Raw genomic sequence first — 22,554 nt, forward strand, 5'->3', positions numbered from 1 at the left:
TCCATGGACTTTGCATCACAACTATCAAATTAAAACAAATTGATAGAAACTGATAGATCCCTCCCCTCTTTTGCTCTCCAAACCTTTATCGTAACAAAATGGCATTAAAAGAACTATGAAGAGCGGAGATTATGGATCTTCAGTACAGGCACTTGAGTCGGCCCTCCTCAGGTCAGATTCCGCCGGGGCAAGGGAGATCCTCAGGGGATCATGCAATCCCGATGAACCATATGCCTGCATATCCGCCCTGATCGAGCCTGCACTCAGGTCAATTGGCGAACAATGGGCTCTGGGGGATGCCGCCCTCTCCCAGATCTATGTGAGCGGGAGGATCTGCGAGGAGTACATCCGCAGCCTGCCGGTTCCTGTGTCAGGGATACGGCAGGATCAGCCGAAGATCGGGATTGTGGTTCTTGAAGATTTCCATACTCTCGGCAAAGAGACCGTTCTTGCAGCCCTCCATGCTTCAGGGTATCGTGTCGAGGATTATGGTGCCGGGACTACCGTTCCCGAGCTCCTTGAACTGATAAAGCGGGATGGAATCGAGGTGCTCTTCATATCTGCCCTGATGCTCCGTGCAGCACTTGAGGTCAGGCACCTGATGGATGGAATCCATGACGAAGGAATACCTGTCCGGGTGATCGTCGGCGGTGCTCCCTTCCTCTTTGATGAGCAGCTCTGGCAGGAGGTGGGAGCTGATGCCTTTGCCCATGATGCGGCAGAAGCTGTTGCTCTCCTGGAAGGAGGGAAGGTATGAGTGGGGATGAGATGACTCCGCTTGAGCGGACGCTGACTGCCCTCTCCCATAAAGAGCCGGATCGTGTTCCGCTCTTCCTGAATCTCACGATGCACGGGGCCCGTGAACTTGGCCTTTCGATTCAGGAGTACTATCAGAAGGTCGAACATGTGGTCAAAGGCCAGGAGCTTCTGATGAAGAAATATGGCAACGACTGCCTCACCGGTTTCTGCTATGGGGCGGCTGAAGTGGAGGCGTTTGGGGGGAGTGTCCGGTTCTTTGAGAACGGTCCGCCAAATGCCGGAGCCCCGCCCATCCGGAATCCCGAGACGATTAGCTCTCTTGAGGTACCGGATCCGGCTGAATGCCCTCCGCTTCAACGGATGCTCGAGGTAACCCGGATTTTGTCTGACCGGTATGGCGATTCTGTTCCGGTTGCGGGTGTAGCTATCTCCCCGTTCTCTCTTCCTGTGATGCAGCTTGGCTTCTCCCGCTATCTCGATCTCCTCCTCGGGGATGATCCCCTCTTCCGGGATCTGATGGAGGTGAATAGTGAGTTCTGCACCACCTGGGCGAACCTCCAGGTTGAAGCCGGTGCAACTGCTGTTGTCTACTTTGATCCGGTCACCTCCCCGACGATCATCCCACCTGAAGTTGCCAGACGGACCGGATGCCGGATTGCACGAAAGATCATTCCAACTATTCAGTGTGGGGTTGCCTATCACCTTGCCTCTGGCCGCTGCCTGGCGATTGCTGATGAGCTGAAAGCGTCCGGGGCGGTTGCAGTGGGCGTGTCGGCACTTGAAGATCTCAGTCTCCTGAAGGAGACGTTTGCCGGGAAGATGGCATTGATCGGGAACCTTGATGGCGTTTCGATGCGGCGGTGGTCGCAGCAGGAAGCAGAAGATAAAGTACGGGAGGCACTATCAAAGGCGGGTCCCGGAGGGGGTTTTATACTCTCGGATAATCATGGTGAGATCCCCTGGCAGGTCGGGGATTCTGTTCTCAGGGCGATCGCAGATGCTTCCAGAACCTATGGGAGATACCCGATCGCATGAAGGAGAGAGAGAGGCTGGTTGGCATCCTTGCCTGCAGGAACCTTGAGGAGGAGGTACAACTCGCCCTTCGGGGTTCAGTGTACGCGAGTATCAGGGCAATCTTCTTTACTCCCCATTGCAGTATGCCGCTCCCTGAGTGGAAGGAAGCGTTTGGAGAGGCATATGACGCACTCTCAAAAGAAGTTGATCAGATCTGTGTTCTGAGCTGCGGCTGCTCTTCCCCGATACCTGAGATTGGTTTCTCTGCCCACCTCCGGTCTCCGGAGATGTTCCTGGCGAAAAATGAACTCCGTTCGCTCTCCGGCCCGGGCGTCTATATGATCTTCTCGGGGTTTGCACGGAAGCAACGTTTGACATTTCCCTGCCAGATATCCCCGCCAGGTGAGCAGAAACCTCTTCATGATACCGGAATCAGGCGCGTTGTCCATCTCAGGACCCGTGATGATGGCACTGCCGATGCCGGTGCAAGGGAGCTGGCGGATCGGCTCTCTGTGCCTCTTTCAATTGTCCCTCTTGATCTGGATCTCTTCTCAGCCCGGCTCAGGGAGACACTCGCCTCGCTTGAGTCTGTTGCCCTCAGTGAAAGGACAATGGTGCAATTGAAAGGGCTTGAGGGGCAGGTTGCAGATTACACGATGGCATTTGATCTCCTGAGGGAAATTGCGGCGGCAGCCACGGAACAGCAGGTGATCAGACGGATCGATCACCTCTTCAGGCTTCTCTTCTCACCCTCGGTAATAGAACATTCTGATACCCCATATGAAGAGGGATCCTCAGGTATTGTTCTGCCGGTTGCTTATGGAGGTGAGGTGCTGCTCTGGTTCAGGCTCGATCACTTCGCACATCCTGAGTTTCTTGACGGGTACAGGAATACTGCTCGCGTCCTCCTTCCGGTTCTTGGCCTTGCGATCAGGAATGCCCGTACATACCAGCGTCTCCTTGATGCAAATGCAGAGAAGGATCAGGAGATAAACGTGAGAAAAGAGGTGCAGGATGCACTCTCTCTTGCGAATAAGAAGCTGAACATCCTGACGGCAATCACCCGGCATGATATACTCAATGATGTCATGGTTGCTGCCGGATATCTCTATCTCACCTCGGATCTCCCGGTATCAGATGAGGTGAAGAGCTATTTAAGAAAGCTGGAAGAGCAGGTGAGTGCGATCCAGAGGAAGGTTGAGTTCACCCGCGATTACCAGGATATGGGTGCACAGATCCCTTCGTGGCAGGATTTTGGATCATATGTCGATGCAATAGCCCCGGATATCCTCAAAGGCTCTTCTCTCTGCCTTGAGAACGAGATTGCGGATATTGAAATTCTGGCTGATCCAATGCTCGGAAAGGTGGTGCATAACCTCTGCCAGAATGCCGTCTTCCATGCAGCTTCCGGGAGCATTCTCCGCTTCAGGGTACTGGAGGACTCCGGGAATCTCGTGATTGTCGTGGCAGATGACGGTCCCGGTGTTCCTGATGAAAAGAAGGAATCAATCTTCAGGCCAGCATTTGGGAGGAGCCATGGATTCGGCCTCTACCTGGTATCAGAGATCCTCTCGATCACCGGGATCACCATTGTTGAAACAGGAACAGCCGGCGCAGGGGCGGAGTTTCAAATAAGGGTCCCCTCCGGAGGCTGGAGGAAAGCCGGGACGCCTCCCGGCGCCTGATAGTTCATCCGGTTATCATCCGGAGGATGCGGCGGAGGATGTAGGGGGTGACAAGTGTCATAAGAAGTGGTGCGATTCCTCCCTGTTTCTTCTTCTCCTCATCCGCCTTTGATTCCCCGATCTTTCTGATTTTATATGCTATGAGGGCACCAATTGCTATTCCGCCGAGGAATGTAAAGAAGAGGGCAGGGATCGGGTGCCTCCTGACACAGGAGAGGGGATCCCGGGAGGTACCTTTCTTACCGGCTTTCTTCTTTTTGTTCTCTTTCATACAGGATTACCTGAGTTTTGCGGCGATCAGGCCGACCATGAACCCAGCACCGGCTGCGATGGCGATCGAGGCGATAGGGTGATCTGCAACGAAACTCTCGACCGTCTCAACACGCTCCTGCATCATTTCCGCTTCTTTTTCCGCAACAGTCCTGATCGTCTCTTCCGCATCGTGAATGACTTCTTTAACCTTCTCCTGCACTTCAGCGGTATCCGGCATCTTCTCAGGCACGAGGCTCTGCAGGGTCTTTTCCATATCCTTCACAAGGGCTTCAAGATCCTCGCCTTCGATCTTGCTCCTGGCATTTTTAAGTTTTTTTGCTGCCTCTTCCATGGCAGCTGCTGCTTCTTTCTTCAGCTCTTCAAACTCTTTCTGGGCTTTCTCTTCCAGATCTGTTGCAGTCTCAGCAACCTTCTCCTCTACTTCCTTCTTTGTTGTCATGATATCACTCTCTCTGTAAATGGCATGGAATTCATGCCTTTCAACAGGTGTTTGTAGTTGGTTGTAGTATAAAAAAGGTCTGTATGGGTGGTCTTGCGTATGTGGTTTTATCAGAAAGAACAGTTTCCGTTCTCTTTTCCGGTCAGGTATCCGATGGCACACTGGATCACTTCCGGATTCTTCGGGAGATTGCCATGGCAAAACTGGTGCGGGCAGTTTGTAAAGAGCGAATTGTCAAGAGGAATGATCTCCGGCTGGATTCCGGGCATCAACGAGTCTGAATGTGGGATCACACCGTCCCCGTCAAATGTTGTATCCCATGTTCCATCCTCTTGAAAGATCCATGTTCTGCCGCCGAGTATTGGGAAAAACGATTCTGTGCGGGTGATATTCCTGCTGAGGATGCACCGGTACCGGATATCATCCCTGAGCCCCGCAGACTTCAATGTAGCCATGGTGACACTGCCGGGGCGGACCTCCTGCACAAGGCTGTCGTCTTCGGGATCATATCCGGCAGGGACAAAGATGCCTTCGAGCAATCGGATCATCTCCTCCCCGTAGACAGGATCGCAGAAGAGTTCTGCCATTGACGATCCATTATTCGGGGGGCCGATCCCGATGAACTGCCTCACCCTTTCAGCCTTCTCCTTTCCATCCTGGACTTCAAGGAGGAAGCGGGTGATATGGGTGCCCATTGAATGGGTGATGATATCGATCTCACCCTGGTACCGGTTTTTCCTCCGCATATCAGCGATGAAATCATGGAGGTCTTCTGCGACGGTGACCGGATGCGGATCGGGGTTCTCCACATAGCCAAAATTCCATGCGGGTATCCCGGCTGCCTCCAGTCCGGCAATCATCTTTTTCCAGATCCCGGGATGGCTGTTCCATCCATGGATCAGGAGAACGGGGCATGCGGTGTTGTGCATCAAATCTCAAACCTTCTTTCGTCCGTACACAAGCGCCCCATCCTTTGGGCAGACCTCGATACACCGGCGGCAGAGGTAACATTCAGATTTACTATCTTCTGCTTTCGCCTCGTTTGTGGGGCATGCCCTCTCGCATTTTCCACACTCAATGCATGCGTCTGTCCGCCTGATCTTATATATAGCTGGAAACGCTCCTATCTGGAGGATTGCCCCGACCGGGCAGACAATCCTGCAGAACGGGCGGTAGATCAGGATAGAAGTGAGGAGAATTACGATAAAGACGAGTGTTCCTGACGAGAGCGTGAGCTTAAAGAAGTCCGAAAAGCCGAAATAGTCGAGGAGCTCGATCCCGAAGAGAAATGCCCCTCCAATCATGGCAACAAGAAATAGTCCCCTGATTGCACTCAGGATGCCTTTCTGTTGCACGGGAATCTTCTTTGTCGGGATGGTGTAGGCAGCCTCCTGTACTGCTCCGATTGGGCAGAGGTACCCGCAGAAGTGGCGGCCAAAGAGAGCAGCCAGGAGTGTAAGGATGCCAAGTCCTATTATCCCGGAGAAAAGGATGGTGCCGATACGCTGTCCCTCTGCCAGATGTTCAACGAGCCCCTGGAACTGATGCGGGATCATCGGAGAGAAGGTGGCAAATCCGAAGATGATTGTGATAATGATGAGGAGGTGCCTGATTCTTGCAGAGAACTGTCCGCCTGCCCAGAGGTATGCAGAGACAATTGAGATGGTGACCGCGTAGACTACGCCTATAAGGAGAAGTGGGTTGAAATTGGCACCAAACATGGAAAAATATTGGCGATGAAGAATCAAATAGATTTGGGATGGAGAAACATCATCTTTTTAGGCAGGCATTTAGGCTCTTTTGAATCAGCTCTCTGTGATATGGAGGATATGGTTGATCGTGTATATGAGGAGGGTATCAGGATGGTGCCAACGCTCTTATACCCGTGTGATACACTACCATGCATGCCGGATGTGAAACGTGATGAGGTGGGACGGAGGGTCTTTTTGCTCAAACAACAGAGGAGCGTTGAAGGGGCAATAGCAATCATCCGTTCTGCACAGGGAAAGAAATGGAATGATATCCCCGAGGAGGATGTCGGGTCACTGCGCCAGATGCTTGAGGAACTCTGGATGCAGGCCGATCGGGAGACCTGGAAGAGCTACTCCTTCTCACGGCTGACACTGAATGATATCCGGGTGATTATTCAAATCGGGTATTCCCTGAAGAATGGTATGCTCACAAAGAAAGATGCTCAAAATCAGCTCAGCGAGATATTCGGGCGTACAACAAGTGAAAAATAAAATCATTGTATGTGTAAGGAAAATGAAAAAAGAGTTATAATTATTGTGCGCATCGCAATTGAAAACCAAATATTGGTTTAATTTTTTAAAATTTTTAATTTGGGTGTATTTTGAGCGCGTAAGGGTGGTATTTCTGGCCGAAATCTCCCGAATATCGGAATATTGCCTGTTTTAAAAACGGGCAATTTAGATAACTATAAATACTTTTATTGCAATTACACCTTTGATTTCCGATGGTTATGACCGCCGGAAGAAGGAGGTGCCCATCACGTTAAAAACTCCCCCCAGCCCGATTCTGTCCTGATTTCCCGAGGGTAACAATCTGCCCGCCAGAATCCGGTTTTCGGGGATGAGATAGATGAGGCCTGAGTGGTTTTTAAAGGAATCGGGATCAGCTGAACCGGAGGTGAAAACTCCGGGACTCTGCACATTATCCGCTTGCATGGGTACGAACAAAAAGGTGACTGGTGAGATATGGTGTCTGAACAATCGCTCCTGCAGACAATCCGGAAGAAAGAACTCGAGATGAATGTCTTAATTGAGGAGGCCCGATCTGAAGCTGCTGCATTGATCGAAGAAGCACGCAAAGATGCGGAAGCGATCATTGTGCGATGTATCGGCGCAGGTGAAGAACAGGGTAAAATCTACTATGAGAAGGAGATTGAGGAGATAAATAAAGAAATTGAAGCTATTGCCGAATGGAGACGGGAGGAAGAACTCGCCATTCGCAACCAATGGGAGAAGAACATACAAAAAGCGGTGGAGACACTCGTAGAACATGTAGGGGCCGGGTCGTAGGCGATGCTCCAGAGGATGGTTAAGGTTCAGGTATTGGGTCCGAAGAAGGATCTCGAATCTATCGTTGATACGCTCTACCAGGCTGGAACCATCCATCTGGAGGATGCCTCACGAAGTCATGAGCAGGGAGGTATCATCCTTCAGAGAGTTGAGTCCAGGGAGGCAGATACGATTGCTGCCAACCTCTCAAAGATTGAAGGGATTGCGCTGGTCCTTCCAAAAAAACCCCCGGATCTTAAAAAACAAACGGATATAATCCAAAGATTAAGCCAGAAGGGCCAGGAATCAATCCTTGAACGGGCCCAGGAGGTCATCCATGAACTTGAGGCAAAAACCAGGGATCTCATTACCCGGAAGACCGATCTTGAGTTTACTATTGCAAACCTCTCCCGATACCAGACGGTGATAGAGAAGATCCTCCCGATAGAAGGCCAGATTCCTGCACTTGAGGGCTTTGAGATTACCATTATCCTGATCCAGGGAGAATTTGAAGGAATCCTCGAGTTGATCAAGGAGAAACTCACCAGGATCACAAAGAACCAGTGTGAGCTGATCTCAGCCCCAATTGACGAGCAGAATATCGCAACAGTTGTTGTCTTTAACAGAAAGTATTCCAGCGACGTCCATACCCTCCTCTATTCACAGAATGTCAACGAACTCAGGCTTCCGCCCGAATACTTAAACCGTCCCCTCCCTGAGATTCTCGTTCTCAATGAAGAGAGACGGGTTGCTGCGGTTAAAGAAGTCCTTGAGGTTGAAGAAGAACTCAGAGAACTCTCACTCACCTGGCAGGATGAAGTTGGTGCCCTCGTCCGCCTCTTAAAAGACAGGCATGAGGAGATCAAGGTCTTCAACAAATTCGGCCAGACTGATTACACTTTTGTTATGCTCGGGTGGATTCCGAGGAAATTCCTGGCTTCCACAAAGAAGACCCTTCATGAGAGCTATGGCGATGAGGTTGTCATTGATGAACTGCCGACAACCCCGGATATGATGGATGAAGCGCCGACATTCTATGCTAACCCGGCAATTCTCAAGCCATTTGAGTACCTCCTGAGCGTCATCTCACACCCAAAGTACCGGGAGATCGATCCCACTCCGATCTTTGCCGTCTTCTTCCCGCTCTTCTTCGGGTTAATTGTGGGTGATATCGCGTATGGTTTCATTATTTTAGGCATTGCCGTCCTGCTAAAGAAGAAGTTTGGAGAGCGGTTTGACTGGATACATCCTCTCATGAACCTGATGATCATCGCCTCGTTTCCGACGATCATCTTCGGCTTTATATTCGGGGAGTTCTTCGGAGATTTTGGAGAGCATATGGGCTGGTTGCACCCCCTTGAGATCATGGGTGTCACCTGGCACCGGCTTGATGCCCTGATCCCGATGCTCGTCCTGTCAATTGCTATCGGGGTATTTCATATCATATTTGGCCTCTGCCTTGGGATCATCAACCAGTGTACCAAGATGCGATGTACAAAGTATGTCTGTGAATGCAGGAAGCATATCTGTGAAAAAGCAGGGATGATCATCGTCATCGTCAGCATCCTTATCCTGCTCGGATCAATTATACGGATTATACCGGAGATCCTGATGTATCCCGGGATGCTTATGCTTGCTATAGCCCTTGCCATGATCATCTATGGAGGGGGGGTGATCGCCAGTATCGAGGTCATCAGTATCATCTCCAATGTCCTCTCCTATGCACGTATTATGGCAATAGGGACTGCATCGGTCATTCTGGCACTGATTGCCAACCAGGTTGGAGGGATGATGGAGGTAGCGTTTGTCGGGGTGATAGTCGCTGCATTAATTCACCTGATGAATGTCCTGTTAAAGATGTTCGTTGCGTCTCTCCATTCATTCAGGCTTCATATTGTTGAGTTTGCTCCCAAGTTCTCTGAAGGAGGAGGAAAAGTCTATAATCCCTTTGGAAAGGGTGGCCGGGGTTGATTCGATGATATGAACAGCCTTTCTGGTGAAAGTGAGATGAACAACATGGCACAATCGCCATGCCTGGTGCGCAATATCTCCATATTCGATTCGAATCCCGATTTTGGGGCTTTTGTGCAGGTAATGAATGAGTCTGTCAAATAATACACATCTGGTACATAAAAGGAGTTGAGTAGGACTATGGATTTTGGTATGCCAATTGGGGCTGGCATCGCATTTGGGCTGGGAGCACTTGGTGCGGGGATCGCAATGTCGAGGATCGGTGCAGCAGGAGCAGGGACGGTGGCTGAAAAGCCTGAACTCTTTGGATATATGCTGATATTGCTTGCAATTCCGGAGACGCTTGCGATCTTTGGTTTCGTCATTGCTGCAATGATCCTGATCATGTAAACGGGGGTGGAAAACAGCACCACTGAAAGCCGGGGAATACCGGAGCAATCCCGGGGCTGTTCTCCAGTGGTTAATCAAATAATCGAATGAGTTATGGAGTGGCAGATGACTGATGAACTGATACAGGCTGTCGAACAATCAGCTCAGGAGGAGATCCGGGGCATTCGGGAGTATGCAGCTGCACAGGTAGCGCGGATAAAAGAGGAGGCACGAGCCGAAGGTAGAAAATTACAACAGCATTATCCCGAGCAATGGAAGAATATGGCTCTTTCCGAGCGGACCGCGATTGTTGCGGCTCGCGAAAAAGCCAGACTTGAACTGTTGCAGATCAAGGAAGGGATCTTTGAAGAGACATTCCGTCATGCCGAAGAGGAATTTGCCGGATTCAGGGATCGTCCGCGGTACGAAGAGTTCCTGAGGCATGTCATTCTGGAGGCACTGGCAGAACTAGATGGTGCATCCGCTCTTCTCCATGTTGACAAACGGGATGAAGCACTCTGTAACAGCATCCTCAAAAAAGAGAATCAAAGCCATCTGGTAATTGCAGATATCGAGTCGATGGGTGGGGTCATTGCCAGTACAACTGATGAATTCATCATCGTCAGGAACACCATTGAATCCCGTTTACAGAGATCAAGGGAAGTGCTCAGGAAAGAGATCTTTTCGATCCTTGACGGAGGGTGAGGCATTATGGATGAGATGGATTATTCATATGCAAATGCCCGGATCAGGGCAATGAAGAGCCGGCTCCTTGACCATCATGCACTCAATGAACTGACAAACAAACCGGATATTGATACCCTCATCGCTTCGCTTGAAGAGACAGCCTATAAAAACGAACTCCAGAAGGCCGGTGTCGAGTACTCAGGTATTCTCCAGGTTGAGACTGCATTGCGACGGGATCTTGTCGTATCATTCCGGCAGATCCTTCGTTTCTTCCGGGAAGAGGAAGAGAGGATCTCTATCCGGATTATCCTAAACCGGTGGGATATTCAGAATATCAAGACGATTCTCCGTGGAAAGAAGATCAATGCCCATTATGATGAGATCGAGGAGAACCTTGTTCCTGCGGGAGAGCTTGATTATGCTGCACTCATTGAACTCGCCCACCAGCCTGATATCAGGGCTGTCATCGACCTCCTCGCCACCTGGAGGATCGAGTACGCACGCCCCCTCACCCGGAAGTTGCAGGAGTACCTGGAGAAACGCGATCTTGCAATCCTGGAATTTGCCCTTGACCGCTTTTACCTTGAGAATGCCCGCTCAGCCTTTACGGGGGATGACAATTACAACCAGGGTATCGTCCTTGAGCTCCTGAAGACCGAGATCGATGTGGCGAATATCAGAATGGTGCTTCGGGTGGTTCGGGACAGGATACATGTCGAAGAACCTGTTGAGTACCTGATCGATGGCGGAAAGTATCTCTCAATGGATCAGCTTGTACAGATGTTGGCTGCCCGATCTCTTGAAGAGGTTGTTAAAGAGCTGATCCAGACGCCATTTGCATTTCTTGCCGAGGTGGGCAGGGAGGATATTATCCAGGAAAGGGTCTCTGTTCTTGAACGTGAACTTGAACTTTTTCTGATCAAAAAGGGATCTGGATGTTTTCTGAAGGATCCCATGAGTATTGCCATCCCTGTCGGGTATATCTGGGCCAAGCAGAACGAAGTGACAAATATCCGGATTATTGCACGTTCCATCATCGGAGATGTTCCTGAAAAGGAGATGCAGAGGGTGATGACCTATGTATAAATGCATGGTGGTCACCGATCCGGAAACTGCCGCCGGATTCCGGATGGCGGGTGTTGAAGTGATCGAGCTTGCAAACCCCGATGATGCGGAGAAACTCGTCACAAAGCTGCTCCATCGTGATGATACCGGAGTTATTGCGATGAATGAGGATTTCATCGAGAAACTGGATCACCGGATCATGGAGCGGATCGAGCGGTCCTACCGGCCGATCATCATTCCAATACCCTCGGGGAAAAAGCAGGTGGAGAAAGAAAGCTACATCGATCGGCTTCTGAGGAGAGCGATCGGCTATAATATTGTTGTGAGGAGATGAGCGTGACGACAGGGAGTATTTCACGAATATCAGGGCCGGTTGTAACCGCCGAGGGGCTGAGAGGATCGATGATGTATGAGGTGGTCCGGGTTGGGACTGATGCATTATTTGGGGAGATCATCAGGCTGGATAAGGATGAGGCGGTTATTCAGGTGTACGAGGACACATCCGGCCTGAAAGTGGGAGAGAAGGTGGAGAGCACAGGAACCCAGTTCTCTGTAGCACTTGGCCCCGGTCTCCTTTCTTCAATCTACGATGGTATACAGCGTCCTCTCCCGGTCCTCTTTGAGATGAGCGGTGATTTCATATCACGCGGTGTCTTTCCCCCCGGCCTTGATCTCTCCCGGAGATGGAATTTTACTCCGGCGGTTTCTGTCGGAGACACTGTGAAGGAGGGCGATCTGATCGGATCTGTTCCTGAATTCCATATCGAGCACCGTATCATGGTTCCCCCATCCATATCCGGGAAGGTAGCAGAGATTCAGCAGGGCGACTATACAGTCACTGATCCGGTCTGCATCCTCGAGGATGGGACGAAAATTGCGATGATGCAGCTCTGGCCAGCCCGAAAACCCAGGCCCTATCGGAAGAAGATGGATCCGGATACGCTCCTCATCACCGGGCAGCGGATCTTTGATACCATGTTCCCTCTTGCCAAAGGTGGGACTGCGATGATACCGGGTGGTTTTGGTACCGGGAAGACGGTTGCAGAACAGACTCTTGCCAAATGGTCTGATACCCGGATTGTTGTCTATATCGGATGCGGGGAACGGGGCAACGAGATGACGGATGTGCTCTATGAGTTTCCGGAATTAATCGATCCCCGAACCGGCCTCCCCCTCATCGAAAGGACGGTTTTGATTGCCAATACATCAAACATGCCGGTTGCAGCCCGTGAAGCATCGATCTATACCGGGATCACAATAGCGGAATACTATCGGGATATGGGATATGATGTCGCATTGATGGCAGATTCGACATCCCGGTGGGGTGAGGCCCTCCGTGAGATCTCCGGACGTCTTGAAGAGATGCCCGGCGAGGAGGGGTATCCCGCCTACCTTGCCACCCGGCTTGCTGCCTTCTATGAACGGGCCGGCCGGGTTATCTGCTTGGGGAAGGATGAACGGATCGGCTCCATCACCATCATCGGAGCGGTCTCCCCTCCGGGCGGCGACTTCTCAGAGCCGATCACCCAGAATACGCTCAGGGTTGCAGGGACATTCTGGGCGCTTGACACTGCACTCGCCTACCGGCGGCATTTCCCTTCTGTCAACTGGATTAAAAGTTACTCACTGTATCTTGAGAGTTTGGAGGACTGGTACGAGAAGGAAGTTGCGGAGGACTGGAAAGATCTTCGGGAGGAGGCGATCTATCTTCTCCAGAAGGAGGTTGAGCTTCAGGAGATCGTCCAGCTGGTGGGGCCTGATGCCCTCCCTGACAGCGAGAAGCTGATCCTTGAGATCTCACGGATGATTCGGGAGGATTTCCTCCAGCAGAGTGCTTTTCATGAGATCGATTCATTCTGTTCACTCGAGAAGCAGTACTGGATGCTGAAGGTGATACTTACCTTCCATGAGATGGCAAAGCGGGCGATGAACAGGGGTATTGGGATCGACTCGATCATGCAGCTCCCGGTGAAGAAGGTGATCGGGCGGATGAAAGAGCTCCCCGAGGCCGGGATGGTGAAAGGGCATATCGAAAGAATTGCAATCGATTTTGCGTCACTCATGGAGGAGGACTAAATGACCGCTGTTCTTGTGAGCCGGGAATATAAGACGATCAGCAACGTGGCTGGTCCCCTTATATTCATCACCAATGCAAAGGATGTCTCATATGATGAGATCGTCAGGATCTATCTGCCGGATGGAGAGGAGAGATCGGGGCGGGTTCTTGAGATATCAAAGGACGTTGCGGTAGTGCAGGTGTTTGAAGGGACAACCGGGATAGACAACAGATCAACAAGGGTGATGTTCACCGGCAGGCCTCTCATGATGAAGCTTTCTCCGGATATTCTGGGGCGGACATTCAATGGGATCGGGAAACCCCGTGACGGAGGTCCGGATATCATCGAGGAGATGGAGGTCGATGTCAATGGAATGCCGATCAATCCCGTGGCCCGGGATAAGCCCGAGGATTTTATCCAGACCGGGATGTCCGCAATTGACGGCCTGAATACGCTTGTCCGGGGCCAGAAACTTCCGATATTCTCGGGAGCCGGTCTCCCTGCAAACAAACTGGCGGCACAGATTGGCAGGCAGGCGAAGGTGCTCGGCGAGGGTGAGCAGTTCTCTGTGGTCTTTGCTGCAATGGGCATCACCTTCAGGGAGGCGTCTTTCTTTACGAGATCATTTGAGAAATCCGGGGCTCTTGGGCGGGTGGTCTTCTTCATGAACCTGACCAATGACCCGACCATCGAACGGCTGACGACCCCCCGGTGTGCCCTGACGGTTGCGGAGTACCTTGCCTATACGCTGAACCATCATGTGCTGGTGATCTTAACCGATATGATCAACTATTGTGAGGCTCTCAGGGAGATATCAACTGCCCGCGAGGAGGTGCCGGGGCGGCGGGGGTATCCGGGGTACATGTATACCGATCTCTCGACGATCTATGAACGTGCCGGGAAGATCAAGGGGAAGAAAGGCTCTATAACCCAGATTCCCATTCTGACGATGCCCGATGACGATATCACCCATCCTGTCCCCGACCTCACCGGGTATATCACCGAAGGCCAGATTGTGCTGTCGCGGGATCTCTTCAGGAGAGGGGGAGATCCGCCTATTGATGTCCTGCCCTGCCTTTCGAGACTGATGAACTCCGGTATCGGCGAGGGGAAGACGAGGGAAGACCACCGGAATGTTGCCGATCAGCTCTATGCCTCTTATGCGTATGGCAGGGATCTGAGGAGGCTCGTTGCGATCGTCGGTGAGGAGGCCCTGACCGAGCTGGACAGGAAATACCTCAAGCTTGCCGATGAGTTTGAGAAGACCTTCATATCGCAGGGCGATGAGAACCGCGGGATTGAAAGGACCCTTGAGATCGGCTGGAATCTTCTTGCCATGCTTCCGGAAGAGGAACTCAAGCGGATCAATGTGAGCTATATTGAGAAGTATCATCCCGGATACCAGGAGGCATGAGAGGTGGAGCAGGTCAAGCCGACACGGATGGAGCTTATCCGGGTGAAGAACCAGATCAAGCTTGCCGAACAGGGAAAGGATCTCCTCCGCCAGAAGATGGATGCCTTGATCCAGGAGTTTTTTCTGATCATGAAGGATGTATCTGATTCCCGGTCGGAGCTTGAGGCAATTGATGCCTCTGCCCGCCATTCACTCCATCTGGCTGTTGCAGTGGACGATTCCGTCGCTGTCCGTTCTGCTGCCCTTGCAACGCGAAGGGGTGTATTCCTGGATATTTCCGGGAAGAATATCATGGGAGTGCCGGTGCCTGTCCTTGAGAAGAAGGTGATCTCCAAAGGGACATTTGAGAGGGGCTACAGTGTGCTTGGTGTCTCGGGCAGAATCGATGAGGTTGCGGAGAAGTTCGAACGCGAGCTGGATCTGATCATCGCACTTGCCGAGACAGAGACATCCCTCAGGAGGCTTGGGGAGGAGATCCAGATGAACCGGAGAAGGGTGAATGCTCTTGAACAGGTGGTGGTTCCTGAACTCAAAGAGATGGCAAAGGGGATCAAGATCGCAATAGAAGAGCGTGAACGTGAAGATCTCTTCCGGTTAAAGAAAGTAAAGAAGATTATAAATCGCAGGAAACAGGCAGAGAAGGCAGAAGCATAAGAGCAGGCTTAACTCTTATGTTATCTCTGCCTTTTATTCAGAGCCCGTGCTGGTTCCGTAGCACAGATGTGATGCCATATGAGGGGTTGCAGGGTTTTGGTTTCTTCCCTTTTGGCCGCTTCAGGGCTTCATCGATCCGATCACGGCATCTGGCAAGTGCCTGCGTCCTCAGCTTGTCGATGGTGCCTGATGCCTTGTCTGAACACCCACCGGACGATCCTTCATTCATAGCAATCACCTCCTTATGCATGCCATCACTGGCTATTTTGTAATGGCGCTTGGTGTATTTATATTTAATTCATGCTGTAAAAATTAAATGATTCCCGATTGCCGATATTATGTCAATAATGGCAAAAACAATGGCGGCGTGGTTTCAATAGTCGATTCTCTCATCTACGGATGCAAGGTTTCCTATCCTCTTCCCGCAATGCTTATCATCTCCTGTGATAATGCGAGAGCAATGTATCACCATGCTCAAATTCCCCAGCCAAGAATGGTCCGTCCGGGCGATCTTGCCGCGACATTCGCATTAAAGGATCAGTCGGATGAGACCTTCAGCCTCCTTGAACACCATAAGAGGCGGGTTCTCCTTTCGTTCCATCCGCTTGCATGGACTGATAAATGTGCAGCCCAGATGCTCTCGCTTGAAGAGAACCGGGAAACATTCTCATCCCTGAATACGGTTGCAGTTGGGATCAGCGTTGATTCCGTTCCCTGCAAGAGAGCCTGGGCAAAGAGCCTGGGAATCGCCAATACCCCTCTTCTCTGTGACTTCTGGCCTCATGGTTTTGTTTCAAGGCTCTATGGGCTCTTCCGGGAGGGAAACGGATTTTGTGAGCGGGCAAATGTCATCGTTGATTCAGATCAGGCAGTGGTATTCAGCAAGGTCTATCCCGTGCATAGTGTTCCTGATATCAGTGAGATCATCGGGTTCCTGGAATCTGATTGATGGAAAAGAATAGGGTGTTCACCCGTCGCGGAGTGATGCGTATCGCCGGGGAGATCTCTCTCATCATCCCTCTTCTCTAACCTGCGAACTTTCCCGACTGCCCGGAAGTGTTGTCCGAATAAAGCATTCTAAAGTCTTTGAATTTGCTTTTGTGGCTCCATGAGGGTCGATATAATATTTCAAAAATACGGGACGTCCTTTGTGAGCTGGAATTGCTTATGGGATACCTTTATGTAGCCGTGTAAACCACGCAAAAGGAGACACTGGTGATTTTGATTCAACAGTATTGAGGAGACAACCCTATGAACGCGAATATGTATCAGGAAGGAACAGAAGAGACACGGGACTATGATGCACTGAGCCGGAACATTGCCGCCGGAAAAGCCGTCGCAAAAGCCATCAGGACAACACTTGGACCACAAGGGATGGACAAAATGCTTGTTGATTCAATGGGGGATGTTGTCATCACAAATGATGGTCTCACCATCCTGGAGGAGATGGAGATCGAGCACCCGGCAGCCAAGATGATGGTTGAGATTGCAAAGACCCAGGATAAAGAAGCTGGTGATGGCACAACGACTGCCGTTATACTGGCGGGTGAACTTCTGAAGATGGCTGAGGATCTCATCGATCAGGATGTACATCCGACCACCATTGTTGAGGGATACCGGATGGCCAGAAAGAGGGCAGAAGAGATACTCATTGAGATCTCTTTTGAAGTCAACCTCGGGGATACTCAGTTATTAAAGAATATCGCTGCAACAGCGATGACGGGTAAGGGTGCAGAGACTGTTAAGGAACGGCTATCGTCACTCATTGTAGAGGCAGTAGAGATGAGTGCTGATGATCAGGGCAAGATCGATGCCAGGGATATCAAAATTGAGAAGATGGTTGGAGGATCTGCTGAGGATTCCATGATTATCAGGGGGATAGTTCTCGATAAGGAGCGGCTTCATCCTTTGATGCCGGATACAGTCCCTGATGCAAAAATCCTTCTCCTTAATGCGGCAATCGAGTTTAAGGCGATAGAGACTGATGCTGAGATCAGCATCACCCACCCGGATCAGATTCAGGCATTCGTTGAGAAGGAAGAGGAGATCGAGAAGGCACTTGTTGATCGGATTATTGGATCCGGTGCAAATATTGTCTTCTGTCAGAAAGGTATCGATGAATTTGCAGGACATCACCTTGCGAAGGCGGGCATTCTTGCTGTTCGACGTCTGAAGAAGTCAGATATGGAGAAACTTTCCGAGATGACCGGTGCAACGATCATCTCGTCTCCCGATGCGATCTCCGGAGATGATCTCGGATTTGCTGGCAAAGTCGAGGCCAAGAGGCTCTCTGGAACATATATGATTGTTGTTTCTGAGTGTAAAAACAAGGAAGCTGTCTCCCTCCTCATGAAAGGAGGTTCGTCACATACTGTAGATGAAACCATACGTGCCGTTGAGGATGGAGTTCGCGGAGTCTGTGTCGCTCTTGAAGATAACAGATTTGTTGCCGGAGGCGGGGCCTCTGAAATAGAGCTTTCACGCCGTCTCAGGAAGGTGGGATCAGATGTGGGTGGCCGTGCACAGCTTGCCATTGAGGCATATGCAGATGCTTTTCTGACCGTGCCACGGACTCTTGCGGAGAATGCAGGGCTTGATCAGATTGAGATGCTTGCTCTCCTTCGTACTGCCCATGAGCAGGAGGGAAGAACCAATGGCATTGATCTCGATACCGCAACACCGATCGATATGAAAGAAGCAGGTGTTATTGAACCCCTTCGTGTCAAGATGCAGGCAATCAGCTCTGCAACTGAAGCGGCTATGATGATCCTCAGGATCGATGAGATCATTGCTGCATCCGGAGCAGGTGGTATGCCCTCTGAAGAAGAGATGGCAGCAATGCAGGCGATGGGAGGCATGGGTGGTGGCATGCCCGGCGGCATGGGCGGAATGCCCGGCATGATGTAAATCACCCCTCAATTCGTTTCACTATGGCTTGCCGATGAGCAAGCCACCCTCCCAATATTGATTTTTTTTTCTTCAATGAGAAACACTATAACCCCACACACCTGACTCAGTATATCATGTTATCGAGACTGCGTGCCCTCCTCGGCCGCCCGGATACGCCGCCTGAAGCGGAGGTGATCCCGTTCTCCAGCCTTCTTTCCTGGCTTGATGAACAGGAGAATGAGATCACATCCCGGATAGCCGGGAAGTTCACCGCTCCAATAAACGAGTTTGATCTTGCGATTACTTCTCTTGAGGAACTCATCCATGCATTTGAGGAAGAGCCTGAGAATCTCGAAGATGAGATCATGCTCCACCCGAAGGTGAAATCGGTATTAAAGACCGCCCGCCCCCAGACCGTCCGTTCCCTCCGCCAGGCACTGGAGAAGAAGCCTTCCGGCGATCCAAAGGAGTACTATACAGCCGCAACCGATATTCTCAAAGGGGTGATTGCGGCTGCGAAGGGGCCAGGAAAGTACCTTCACCTTGTCTATAAAGAGGAGATGCCTCAGATGCGCCGGATCATCAAGGAGATGGGGCGGGCAGTGAATGATATGACGGCTGCCCTTTCCGCCGGTACACAGGAGAGAGAACGGATCGGCGAGATCAGATCCAGGTACCAGAGGCTTGAAGAGATTGGCCGGCTTGTGGGGGAGGCAGTGGATCGGTCACAGTCAGGACAGGAGAGGGAAGCATCCCTGATCAAGGATATAGAGCGTGCTGAAGAGGAACTCTCAGCCATCAGCACTGTTCTTGTAAAGGAGAAGCTCTCCTCTGCAGAACGCGATCTGGAGGTTGCCATTCAGAGCTATGCACAGGTGAGAGCTCCTGCTGCCGGCGTGATCAGGCGGGCTGAAAAACTCCTGAAACATCATAAGTCACCAACCGGTGCCCTCAGGCCACTTCAGGATCTCTCTGAAAGGCAGGTGCCGGATAAGGAGATCTCTCCTGATCTGGAACCGGCACTCCAAACGATCAGATCTCTCGTCACATCAGGTGAACTCCAGTTAAAGAACCGTGAGGAGCAGCAGCTCTTTGGTGAAGGGAATCTGGAAGAGCAGGTGAAGGCAGCCTCTGCCGGGTACTGGCGCCTGGAAGAGCAACTCCGGCAGATCAGGGAGGAGGTGGAATCCGATCCCGCTGTCCGGGAAGAGAAGCGGCTGGTGCAGGAACTGGATCAGATGAAGAAAGAATTATCCGGAATCGGTTCAGCTGCTGCCACTGCGGAAGAAGAGAGAGGCAGGCTTCTGGAAGAGCAGGGTCGCCTCCGTGATGAATTGCAGGAGCTGCTTGGCAACTCCGGCAATGTCGAATTCAGCTAATCGGCCCGATAATAGGTGCGGATTGCCCTCATCATCTCTTCCGGGTGCCGGGTGCCGAGGAGCACCTTCTCACCTGTCTGTTTTTTGCATCGGATCACCTGGTTACCGCTGATGAGATAGGCGATCCCCTCCCGCCTGCAATACCGTATGCCCCATCCACCGCAGTCGCGGATCGGGCGGATGGTGATCTGATCGGCTGCTTCCAGATCGCTCCAGGGGATGATCCGATCCTTCCGAACAATCGGCGGCATCCGGTAGCTGATCCCATCAACTGATACGTGGGTTTCCAGCCTGAGCACTGCAAAGAAGAGAGGGAGCAGCACCCCGAAGGCGAGGATGATTCCTATCTGAACCGGCCCGGCAACCGGTTCTGTCACCAGTGCGGTATACCAGGAGATGATGGCAATCCCGGCAATAAGGGCGATGAGCCACGGCTGCCGGAAGTACTGGGTTTCATGATATTCGAGGCTCATGGGTGAGAGCTCCTTTCTTCAGAAGGCAATATGTTAATTATCTGTAAGAATGTATGGGTATCTGTCTGATGATCCTGCAGTTCACACCATTTGCAATAATCTATCTTGTAACAATAGCAATCGGCTTGTATCTCTTTCATCTGGCAGAGGATATTTCGTTTGCACCGGGAAGGAAACTGGTCAGGCTGGTTATCATTGGCACCATAGTCTGGAACGGCATGTATGCTCTTCAATTACTTGTGATCGATCCCGGAATATTCCTGATATCAATCCTCATCGGAATTACGGGCATATACATGATTGTAGCGGCACTTCTCCTCTTTGCCCTCTCTTATACCGGGCGTGAGCAGTACGTAAATTTTGTGGCATTTGTTCTTCTGATGATTATTCCTCTCCTGATACTATCCGGCATTGCCACAAACCAATACTTTTCTCTCTTCTATACCTCGATTAACACCTATGCTGTAGGGGATCTGATCCTCTTTTTCCTCGAATATGGTCCGTTTTTCTGGGTCCATACGGGATATCTCTGCCTGCTGACCGGATTCACCATATTCCTCCTTTTTATTGCCTGGATGGATTATCCTTCGCTGTACCGCAGGCAGATCGGCATACTGATACTGGTGATCCTTCTCCCTGTCGTGACGGATGGTGTCTTTATCCTGAAATTCGGCCCTTTCCCGGGCTTGCAGATCACACCTGTGATCCTCATCCTGGTGAGCGGAATCCTCCTCTTTGCATCATCACGGTACCACCTCTTCAGCGTCCTACCCCGCACCCAGGCAAGGATCCCCGAACAGCTGAATGACGGCCTTCTTATAATGAATCCGGATGGGATTCTGATCTATATGAACCCGGCTGCCGAAGGATATCTCTTAATCTCTTCTGATCAGGCAGTCGGACAGAAAATAACTGATATCTGCCCCTCTCTTCGGATAGATGATGGAGCCACAGAGATCTCTGTCCTTGATGGTACAATTCTTGAAGTTCGGAAGAATCCTCTTCTCAAGACACGTACTTCTGAAGAGATTATTATCCTCCATGATATTACAATCAGGAGAAGGGCTGAGAAAGGCCTTCGTGAGGCAAACCGTCAGCTTTCGCTCCTCTCAAGTATCACCCGTCATGATATCCTGAACCAGATCACGGTGGTGCAGGGCTATATCGAACTCTCCCGTGATAAAGAAATGGATGCTGAGCTCTCCCGCTATTTTGAGGAGATGAAGAGGGCAACAGAGAAGATCCAATACGAGATTGAGTTTACCCGGATATATCAGGATCTCGGCACCCAGGAACCGCAATGGCAGGAGATCGATTTCATTTTGAGAGCTCCCTGCCGTACCCGCCTCATATGTGAGTGTGATGGATATGCCATTTATGCTGATCCGATGCTTCCGAAGGTCTTTGAAAACCTCTTTGATAATGCCCTCCGGCATGGCGGGCGGGTGACGGAGATCAGTGTCATATGCAAAGAGGTGGACGGATCGCTCAGAATTGCAGTTGTTGATGATGGAGCCGGTATAGCATCTGAAGAGAAAGAGCGTATCTTTGAGCGGGGGTATGGGAAGAATACCGGCTTTGGGCTCTTCCTTGTCAGAGATATCCTCGCCATTACCGGGATCACCATCCATGAAGAGGGGATGCCGGGCGAGGGTGCACGGTTTGTGATGATTGTTCCGGAAGGCGGATGGCGGCGGGATCGGGAATGAGCGGAGAATATAAAAATATTGGTGATATAAAGGATTATAGGATGAATCCGATTACCCGGCTCCACCACAATCTCCACTATATCCGAAAGTCCTTCGGAGTTGCTCGTATTGGAATATTCGGATCATTTGCCCGTGATGAAGCAACCCCGGAAAGTGATGTTGATGTTCTTGTTGAGTTCAGGGAAGGTGAAGAAACATTTGATAATTTAATGGATCTGAAATTTTACCTTGAGGATCTACTTGGGCGGAGAGCCGATCTTGTTATTGCCGATACATTAAAACCACGAATTCGCGAATCTGTGCTGAAGGAGGTTGTGTATGCCTAGAAATCTTCTTCTTTATCTTGAAGATATTCATGATGCAATTGAATCTATCCACTCATATGTTGGATCGCGCTCATTTGAGGAATTTGTCAGTGATCCGATGTGTATTGATGCTGTTTTGTTGCAATTCATTATCATCGGAGAGGCGGTGAAGCAGATTCCTGTTGATCGTACATCCTCTTTTCCAGAAATCGAATGGAGAAAGATTGCAGGACTTCGGGATATTAGTGTCCATTCGTATTACTCTATCAAGCCAACAATCCTTTGGGGCATCATCAAAGGAAAACCCGTTCCCCTGAGTGAAGCAATCGAATCGATGATTTTGTCAGAAGAGGAGAGGCAGTAGAGGGCTGCCTCTATGTCGCTTTTCTTAA

25 protein-coding genes are annotated in these 22,554 nt (G+C 50.9%); 19 read left to right on the forward strand and 6 right to left on the reverse strand.

The genetic code is table 11. The features are described from left to right. Positions 1-115: 115 nt before the first annotated feature. The 3 genes from ACYUBO_RS00620 to ACYUBO_RS00630 are packed head-to-tail and all read left to right on the forward strand — an operon-like array spanning position 116 to position 3,458. Positions 116-757, forward strand: a complete 642-nt coding sequence (locus ACYUBO_RS00620; protein ID WP_300331996.1) for a cobalamin B12-binding domain-containing protein — start codon at positions 116-118, stop codon at positions 755-757. Next, positions 754-1,794: a uroporphyrinogen decarboxylase family protein gene (locus ACYUBO_RS00625; protein WP_460371570.1), complete on the forward strand. Its 1,041-nt coding sequence runs from the start codon at positions 754-756 to the stop codon at positions 1,792-1,794. Before ACYUBO_RS00620 ends, ACYUBO_RS00625 begins: the two co-directional genes overlap by 4 nt. Next, the gene (locus tag ACYUBO_RS00630) at positions 1,791-3,458 is read left to right on the forward strand and encodes a sensor histidine kinase (protein ID WP_460371572.1); all 1,668 of its coding nucleotides are present in this window, start codon (positions 1,791-1,793) and stop codon (positions 3,456-3,458) included. Before ACYUBO_RS00625 ends, ACYUBO_RS00630 begins: the two co-directional genes overlap by 4 nt. A 4-nt stretch (positions 3,459-3,462) precedes the next feature. On the opposite strand, the gene ACYUBO_RS00635 is transcribed toward ACYUBO_RS00630, so the two are convergent. The 4 genes from ACYUBO_RS00635 to ACYUBO_RS00650 all read right to left on the reverse strand — a co-directional run bounded on the left by ACYUBO_RS00635 (position 3,463) and on the right by ACYUBO_RS00650 (position 5,891). Further along, positions 3,463-3,729, reverse strand: coding sequence for a hypothetical protein (locus ACYUBO_RS00635; RefSeq protein WP_460371574.1), 267 nt, complete (start codon positions 3,727-3,729; stop codon positions 3,463-3,465). A 6-nt stretch (positions 3,730-3,735) separates the two neighbouring features. Next, positions 3,736-4,170, reverse strand: a complete 435-nt coding sequence (locus tag ACYUBO_RS00640; protein ID WP_300332369.1) for a glycine zipper domain-containing protein — start codon at positions 4,168-4,170, stop codon at positions 3,736-3,738. A gap of 110 nt (positions 4,171-4,280) precedes the next feature. Further along, on the reverse strand, positions 4,281-5,099 hold the full coding sequence (locus ACYUBO_RS00645) for an esterase/lipase family protein (RefSeq protein WP_460371576.1): 819 nt from the start codon (positions 5,097-5,099) through the stop codon (positions 4,281-4,283). Between the two features lie 6 nt (positions 5,100-5,105). Then, a complete protein-coding gene (locus ACYUBO_RS00650; RefSeq protein WP_460371578.1) occupies positions 5,106-5,891 on the reverse strand; it encodes a 4Fe-4S binding protein in 786 nt (261 codons plus the stop codon). A 108-nt stretch (positions 5,892-5,999) separates the two neighbouring features. Here ACYUBO_RS00650 and ACYUBO_RS00655 point away from each other — a divergent pair, with 108 nt between their 5' ends. From ACYUBO_RS00655 to ACYUBO_RS00700, 10 genes are all read left to right on the forward strand, one after another. Beyond that, positions 6,000-6,413 (forward strand): hypothetical protein, encoded by a 414-nt coding sequence (locus tag ACYUBO_RS00655; RefSeq protein ID WP_460371580.1) that lies wholly within the window; start codon positions 6,000-6,002, stop codon positions 6,411-6,413. A gap of 474 nt (positions 6,414-6,887) precedes the next feature. Next, positions 6,888-7,211 (forward strand): hypothetical protein, encoded by a 324-nt coding sequence (locus ACYUBO_RS00660; RefSeq protein ID WP_460371582.1) that lies wholly within the window; start codon positions 6,888-6,890, stop codon positions 7,209-7,211. Between the two features lie 33 nt (positions 7,212-7,244). Next, positions 7,245-9,161: a V-type ATP synthase subunit I gene (locus tag ACYUBO_RS00665; protein ID WP_460371583.1), complete on the forward strand. Its 1,917-nt coding sequence runs from the start codon at positions 7,245-7,247 to the stop codon at positions 9,159-9,161. A 180-nt stretch (positions 9,162-9,341) separates the two neighbouring features. After that, positions 9,342-9,551, forward strand: a complete 210-nt coding sequence (locus ACYUBO_RS00670) for a V/A-type ATP synthase subunit (RefSeq protein ID WP_255333016.1) — start codon at positions 9,342-9,344, stop codon at positions 9,549-9,551. A gap of 105 nt (positions 9,552-9,656) precedes the next feature. Next, positions 9,657-10,235: a V-type ATP synthase subunit E gene (locus ACYUBO_RS00675; protein ID WP_460371585.1), complete on the forward strand. Its 579-nt coding sequence runs from the start codon at positions 9,657-9,659 to the stop codon at positions 10,233-10,235. A 6-nt stretch (positions 10,236-10,241) separates the two neighbouring features. Further along, the gene (gene ahaC / locus ACYUBO_RS00680) at positions 10,242-11,303 is read left to right on the forward strand and encodes an ATP synthase A1 subunit C (RefSeq protein ID WP_460371587.1); all 1,062 of its coding nucleotides are present in this window, start codon (positions 10,242-10,244) and stop codon (positions 11,301-11,303) included. Beyond that, complete coding sequence (locus ACYUBO_RS00685; RefSeq protein ID WP_460371589.1) at positions 11,296-11,616, forward strand: V-type ATP synthase subunit F; 321 nt, start codon at positions 11,296-11,298, stop codon at positions 11,614-11,616. Before ahaC ends, ACYUBO_RS00685 begins: the two co-directional genes overlap by 8 nt. Continuing rightward, entirely contained in the window at positions 11,613-13,358 is a 1,746-nt protein-coding gene (locus ACYUBO_RS00690) for a V-type ATP synthase subunit A (protein WP_460371590.1), read from the forward strand. Before ACYUBO_RS00685 ends, ACYUBO_RS00690 begins: the two co-directional genes overlap by 4 nt. Further along, complete coding sequence (locus tag ACYUBO_RS00695; RefSeq protein ID WP_300333250.1) at positions 13,359-14,753, forward strand: V-type ATP synthase subunit B; 1,395 nt, start codon at positions 13,359-13,361, stop codon at positions 14,751-14,753. 3 nt (positions 14,754-14,756) lie between these two features. Next, positions 14,757-15,407, forward strand: coding sequence for a V-type ATP synthase subunit D (locus ACYUBO_RS00700; RefSeq protein ID WP_460371593.1), 651 nt, complete (start codon positions 14,757-14,759; stop codon positions 15,405-15,407). Between the two features lie 37 nt (positions 15,408-15,444). Here the strand turns inward: ACYUBO_RS00700 and ACYUBO_RS00705 are convergent, their stop codons facing one another. Further along, entirely contained in the window at positions 15,445-15,636 is a 192-nt protein-coding gene (locus tag ACYUBO_RS00705) for a hypothetical protein (protein ID WP_300334461.1), read from the reverse strand. A gap of 87 nt (positions 15,637-15,723) precedes the next feature. On the opposite strand from ACYUBO_RS00705, the gene ACYUBO_RS00710 reads away from it, so the two are divergent. From ACYUBO_RS00710 to ACYUBO_RS00720, 3 genes are all read left to right on the forward strand, one after another. Then, positions 15,724-16,356: a redoxin domain-containing protein gene (locus tag ACYUBO_RS00710; RefSeq protein WP_460371596.1), complete on the forward strand. Its 633-nt coding sequence runs from the start codon at positions 15,724-15,726 to the stop codon at positions 16,354-16,356. A 302-nt stretch (positions 16,357-16,658) separates the two neighbouring features. Further along, entirely contained in the window at positions 16,659-18,314 is a 1,656-nt protein-coding gene (gene thsA / locus ACYUBO_RS00715) for a thermosome subunit alpha (protein WP_460371598.1), read from the forward strand. A gap of 116 nt (positions 18,315-18,430) precedes the next feature. Beyond that, positions 18,431-19,675, forward strand: coding sequence for a coiled-coil domain-containing protein (locus ACYUBO_RS00720; protein ID WP_460371600.1), 1,245 nt, complete (start codon positions 18,431-18,433; stop codon positions 19,673-19,675). Here ACYUBO_RS00720 and ACYUBO_RS00725 read toward each other — a convergent pair. Continuing rightward, positions 19,672-20,148: a hypothetical protein gene (locus ACYUBO_RS00725; protein ID WP_460371602.1), complete on the reverse strand. Its 477-nt coding sequence runs from the start codon at positions 20,146-20,148 to the stop codon at positions 19,672-19,674. The genes ACYUBO_RS00720 and ACYUBO_RS00725 overlap by 4 nt on opposite strands. A 68-nt stretch (positions 20,149-20,216) precedes the next feature. Here ACYUBO_RS00725 and ACYUBO_RS00730 point away from each other — a divergent pair, with 68 nt between their 5' ends. Genes ACYUBO_RS00730 through ACYUBO_RS00740 form a run of 3 tightly spaced genes read left to right on the forward strand, consistent with a single transcriptional unit; the run spans position 20,217 to position 22,526 of the window. Continuing rightward, a complete protein-coding gene (locus ACYUBO_RS00730; protein ID WP_460371603.1) occupies positions 20,217-21,857 on the forward strand; it encodes a sensor histidine kinase in 1,641 nt (546 codons plus the stop codon). A 41-nt stretch (positions 21,858-21,898) separates the two neighbouring features. After that, the gene (locus ACYUBO_RS00735; protein WP_300328637.1) at positions 21,899-22,183 is read left to right on the forward strand and encodes a nucleotidyltransferase family protein; all 285 of its coding nucleotides are present in this window, start codon (positions 21,899-21,901) and stop codon (positions 22,181-22,183) included. Beyond that, complete coding sequence (locus tag ACYUBO_RS00740; RefSeq protein ID WP_460371605.1) at positions 22,176-22,526, forward strand: HepT-like ribonuclease domain-containing protein; 351 nt, start codon at positions 22,176-22,178, stop codon at positions 22,524-22,526. Before ACYUBO_RS00735 ends, ACYUBO_RS00740 begins: the two co-directional genes overlap by 8 nt. The last annotated feature ends 28 nt before the right edge of the window (positions 22,527-22,554 follow it).

It is taken from the genome of Methanocalculus sp. MC3 (genome assembly GCF_054767395.1).

Bases quoted from the DNA above. Each gene is read 5' to 3' on its own strand.
- ACYUBO_RS00620 (WP_300331996.1), top strand. From the start codon at position 116: ATGAAGAGCGGAGATTATGGATCTTCAGTACAGGCACTTGAGTCGGCC.
- ACYUBO_RS00625 (WP_460371570.1), top strand. From the start codon at position 754: ATGAGTGGGGATGAGATGACTCCGCTTGAGCGGACGCTGACTGCCCTC.
- ACYUBO_RS00630 (WP_460371572.1), top strand. From the start codon at position 1,791: ATGAAGGAGAGAGAGAGGCTGGTTGGCATCCTTGCCTGCAGGAACCTT.
- ACYUBO_RS00635 (WP_460371574.1), bottom strand. From the start codon at position 3,729: ATGAAAGAGAACAAAAAGAAGAAAGCCGGTAAGAAAGGTACCTCCCGG.
- ACYUBO_RS00640 (WP_300332369.1), bottom strand. From the start codon at position 4,170: ATGACAACAAAGAAGGAAGTAGAGGAGAAGGTTGCTGAGACTGCAACA.
- ACYUBO_RS00645 (WP_460371576.1), bottom strand. From the start codon at position 5,099: ATGCACAACACCGCATGCCCCGTTCTCCTGATCCATGGATGGAACAGC.
- ACYUBO_RS00650 (WP_460371578.1), bottom strand. From the start codon at position 5,891: ATGTTTGGTGCCAATTTCAACCCACTTCTCCTTATAGGCGTAGTCTAC.
- ACYUBO_RS00655 (WP_460371580.1), top strand. From the start codon at position 6,000: ATGGTTGATCGTGTATATGAGGAGGGTATCAGGATGGTGCCAACGCTC.
- ACYUBO_RS00660 (WP_460371582.1), top strand. From the start codon at position 6,888: ATGGTGTCTGAACAATCGCTCCTGCAGACAATCCGGAAGAAAGAACTC.
- ACYUBO_RS00670 (WP_255333016.1), top strand. From the start codon at position 9,342: ATGGATTTTGGTATGCCAATTGGGGCTGGCATCGCATTTGGGCTGGGA.
- ACYUBO_RS00675 (WP_460371585.1), top strand. From the start codon at position 9,657: ATGACTGATGAACTGATACAGGCTGTCGAACAATCAGCTCAGGAGGAG.
- ahaC (WP_460371587.1), top strand. From the start codon at position 10,242: ATGGATGAGATGGATTATTCATATGCAAATGCCCGGATCAGGGCAATG.
- ACYUBO_RS00685 (WP_460371589.1), top strand. From the start codon at position 11,296: ATGTATAAATGCATGGTGGTCACCGATCCGGAAACTGCCGCCGGATTC.
- ACYUBO_RS00690 (WP_460371590.1), top strand. From the start codon at position 11,613: ATGAGCGTGACGACAGGGAGTATTTCACGAATATCAGGGCCGGTTGTA.
- ACYUBO_RS00695 (WP_300333250.1), top strand. From the start codon at position 13,359: ATGACCGCTGTTCTTGTGAGCCGGGAATATAAGACGATCAGCAACGTG.
- ACYUBO_RS00705 (WP_300334461.1), bottom strand. From the start codon at position 15,636: ATGAATGAAGGATCGTCCGGTGGGTGTTCAGACAAGGCATCAGGCACC.
- ACYUBO_RS00710 (WP_460371596.1), top strand. From the start codon at position 15,724: ATGATTCCCGATTGCCGATATTATGTCAATAATGGCAAAAACAATGGC.
- thsA (WP_460371598.1), top strand. From the start codon at position 16,659: ATGAACGCGAATATGTATCAGGAAGGAACAGAAGAGACACGGGACTAT.
- ACYUBO_RS00720 (WP_460371600.1), top strand. From the start codon at position 18,431: ATGTTATCGAGACTGCGTGCCCTCCTCGGCCGCCCGGATACGCCGCCT.
- ACYUBO_RS00725 (WP_460371602.1), bottom strand. From the start codon at position 20,148: ATGAGCCTCGAATATCATGAAACCCAGTACTTCCGGCAGCCGTGGCTC.
- ACYUBO_RS00730 (WP_460371603.1), top strand. From the start codon at position 20,217: ATGATCCTGCAGTTCACACCATTTGCAATAATCTATCTTGTAACAATA.
- ACYUBO_RS00735 (WP_300328637.1), top strand. From the start codon at position 21,899: ATGAATCCGATTACCCGGCTCCACCACAATCTCCACTATATCCGAAAG.
- ACYUBO_RS00740 (WP_460371605.1), top strand. From the start codon at position 22,176: ATGCCTAGAAATCTTCTTCTTTATCTTGAAGATATTCATGATGCAATT.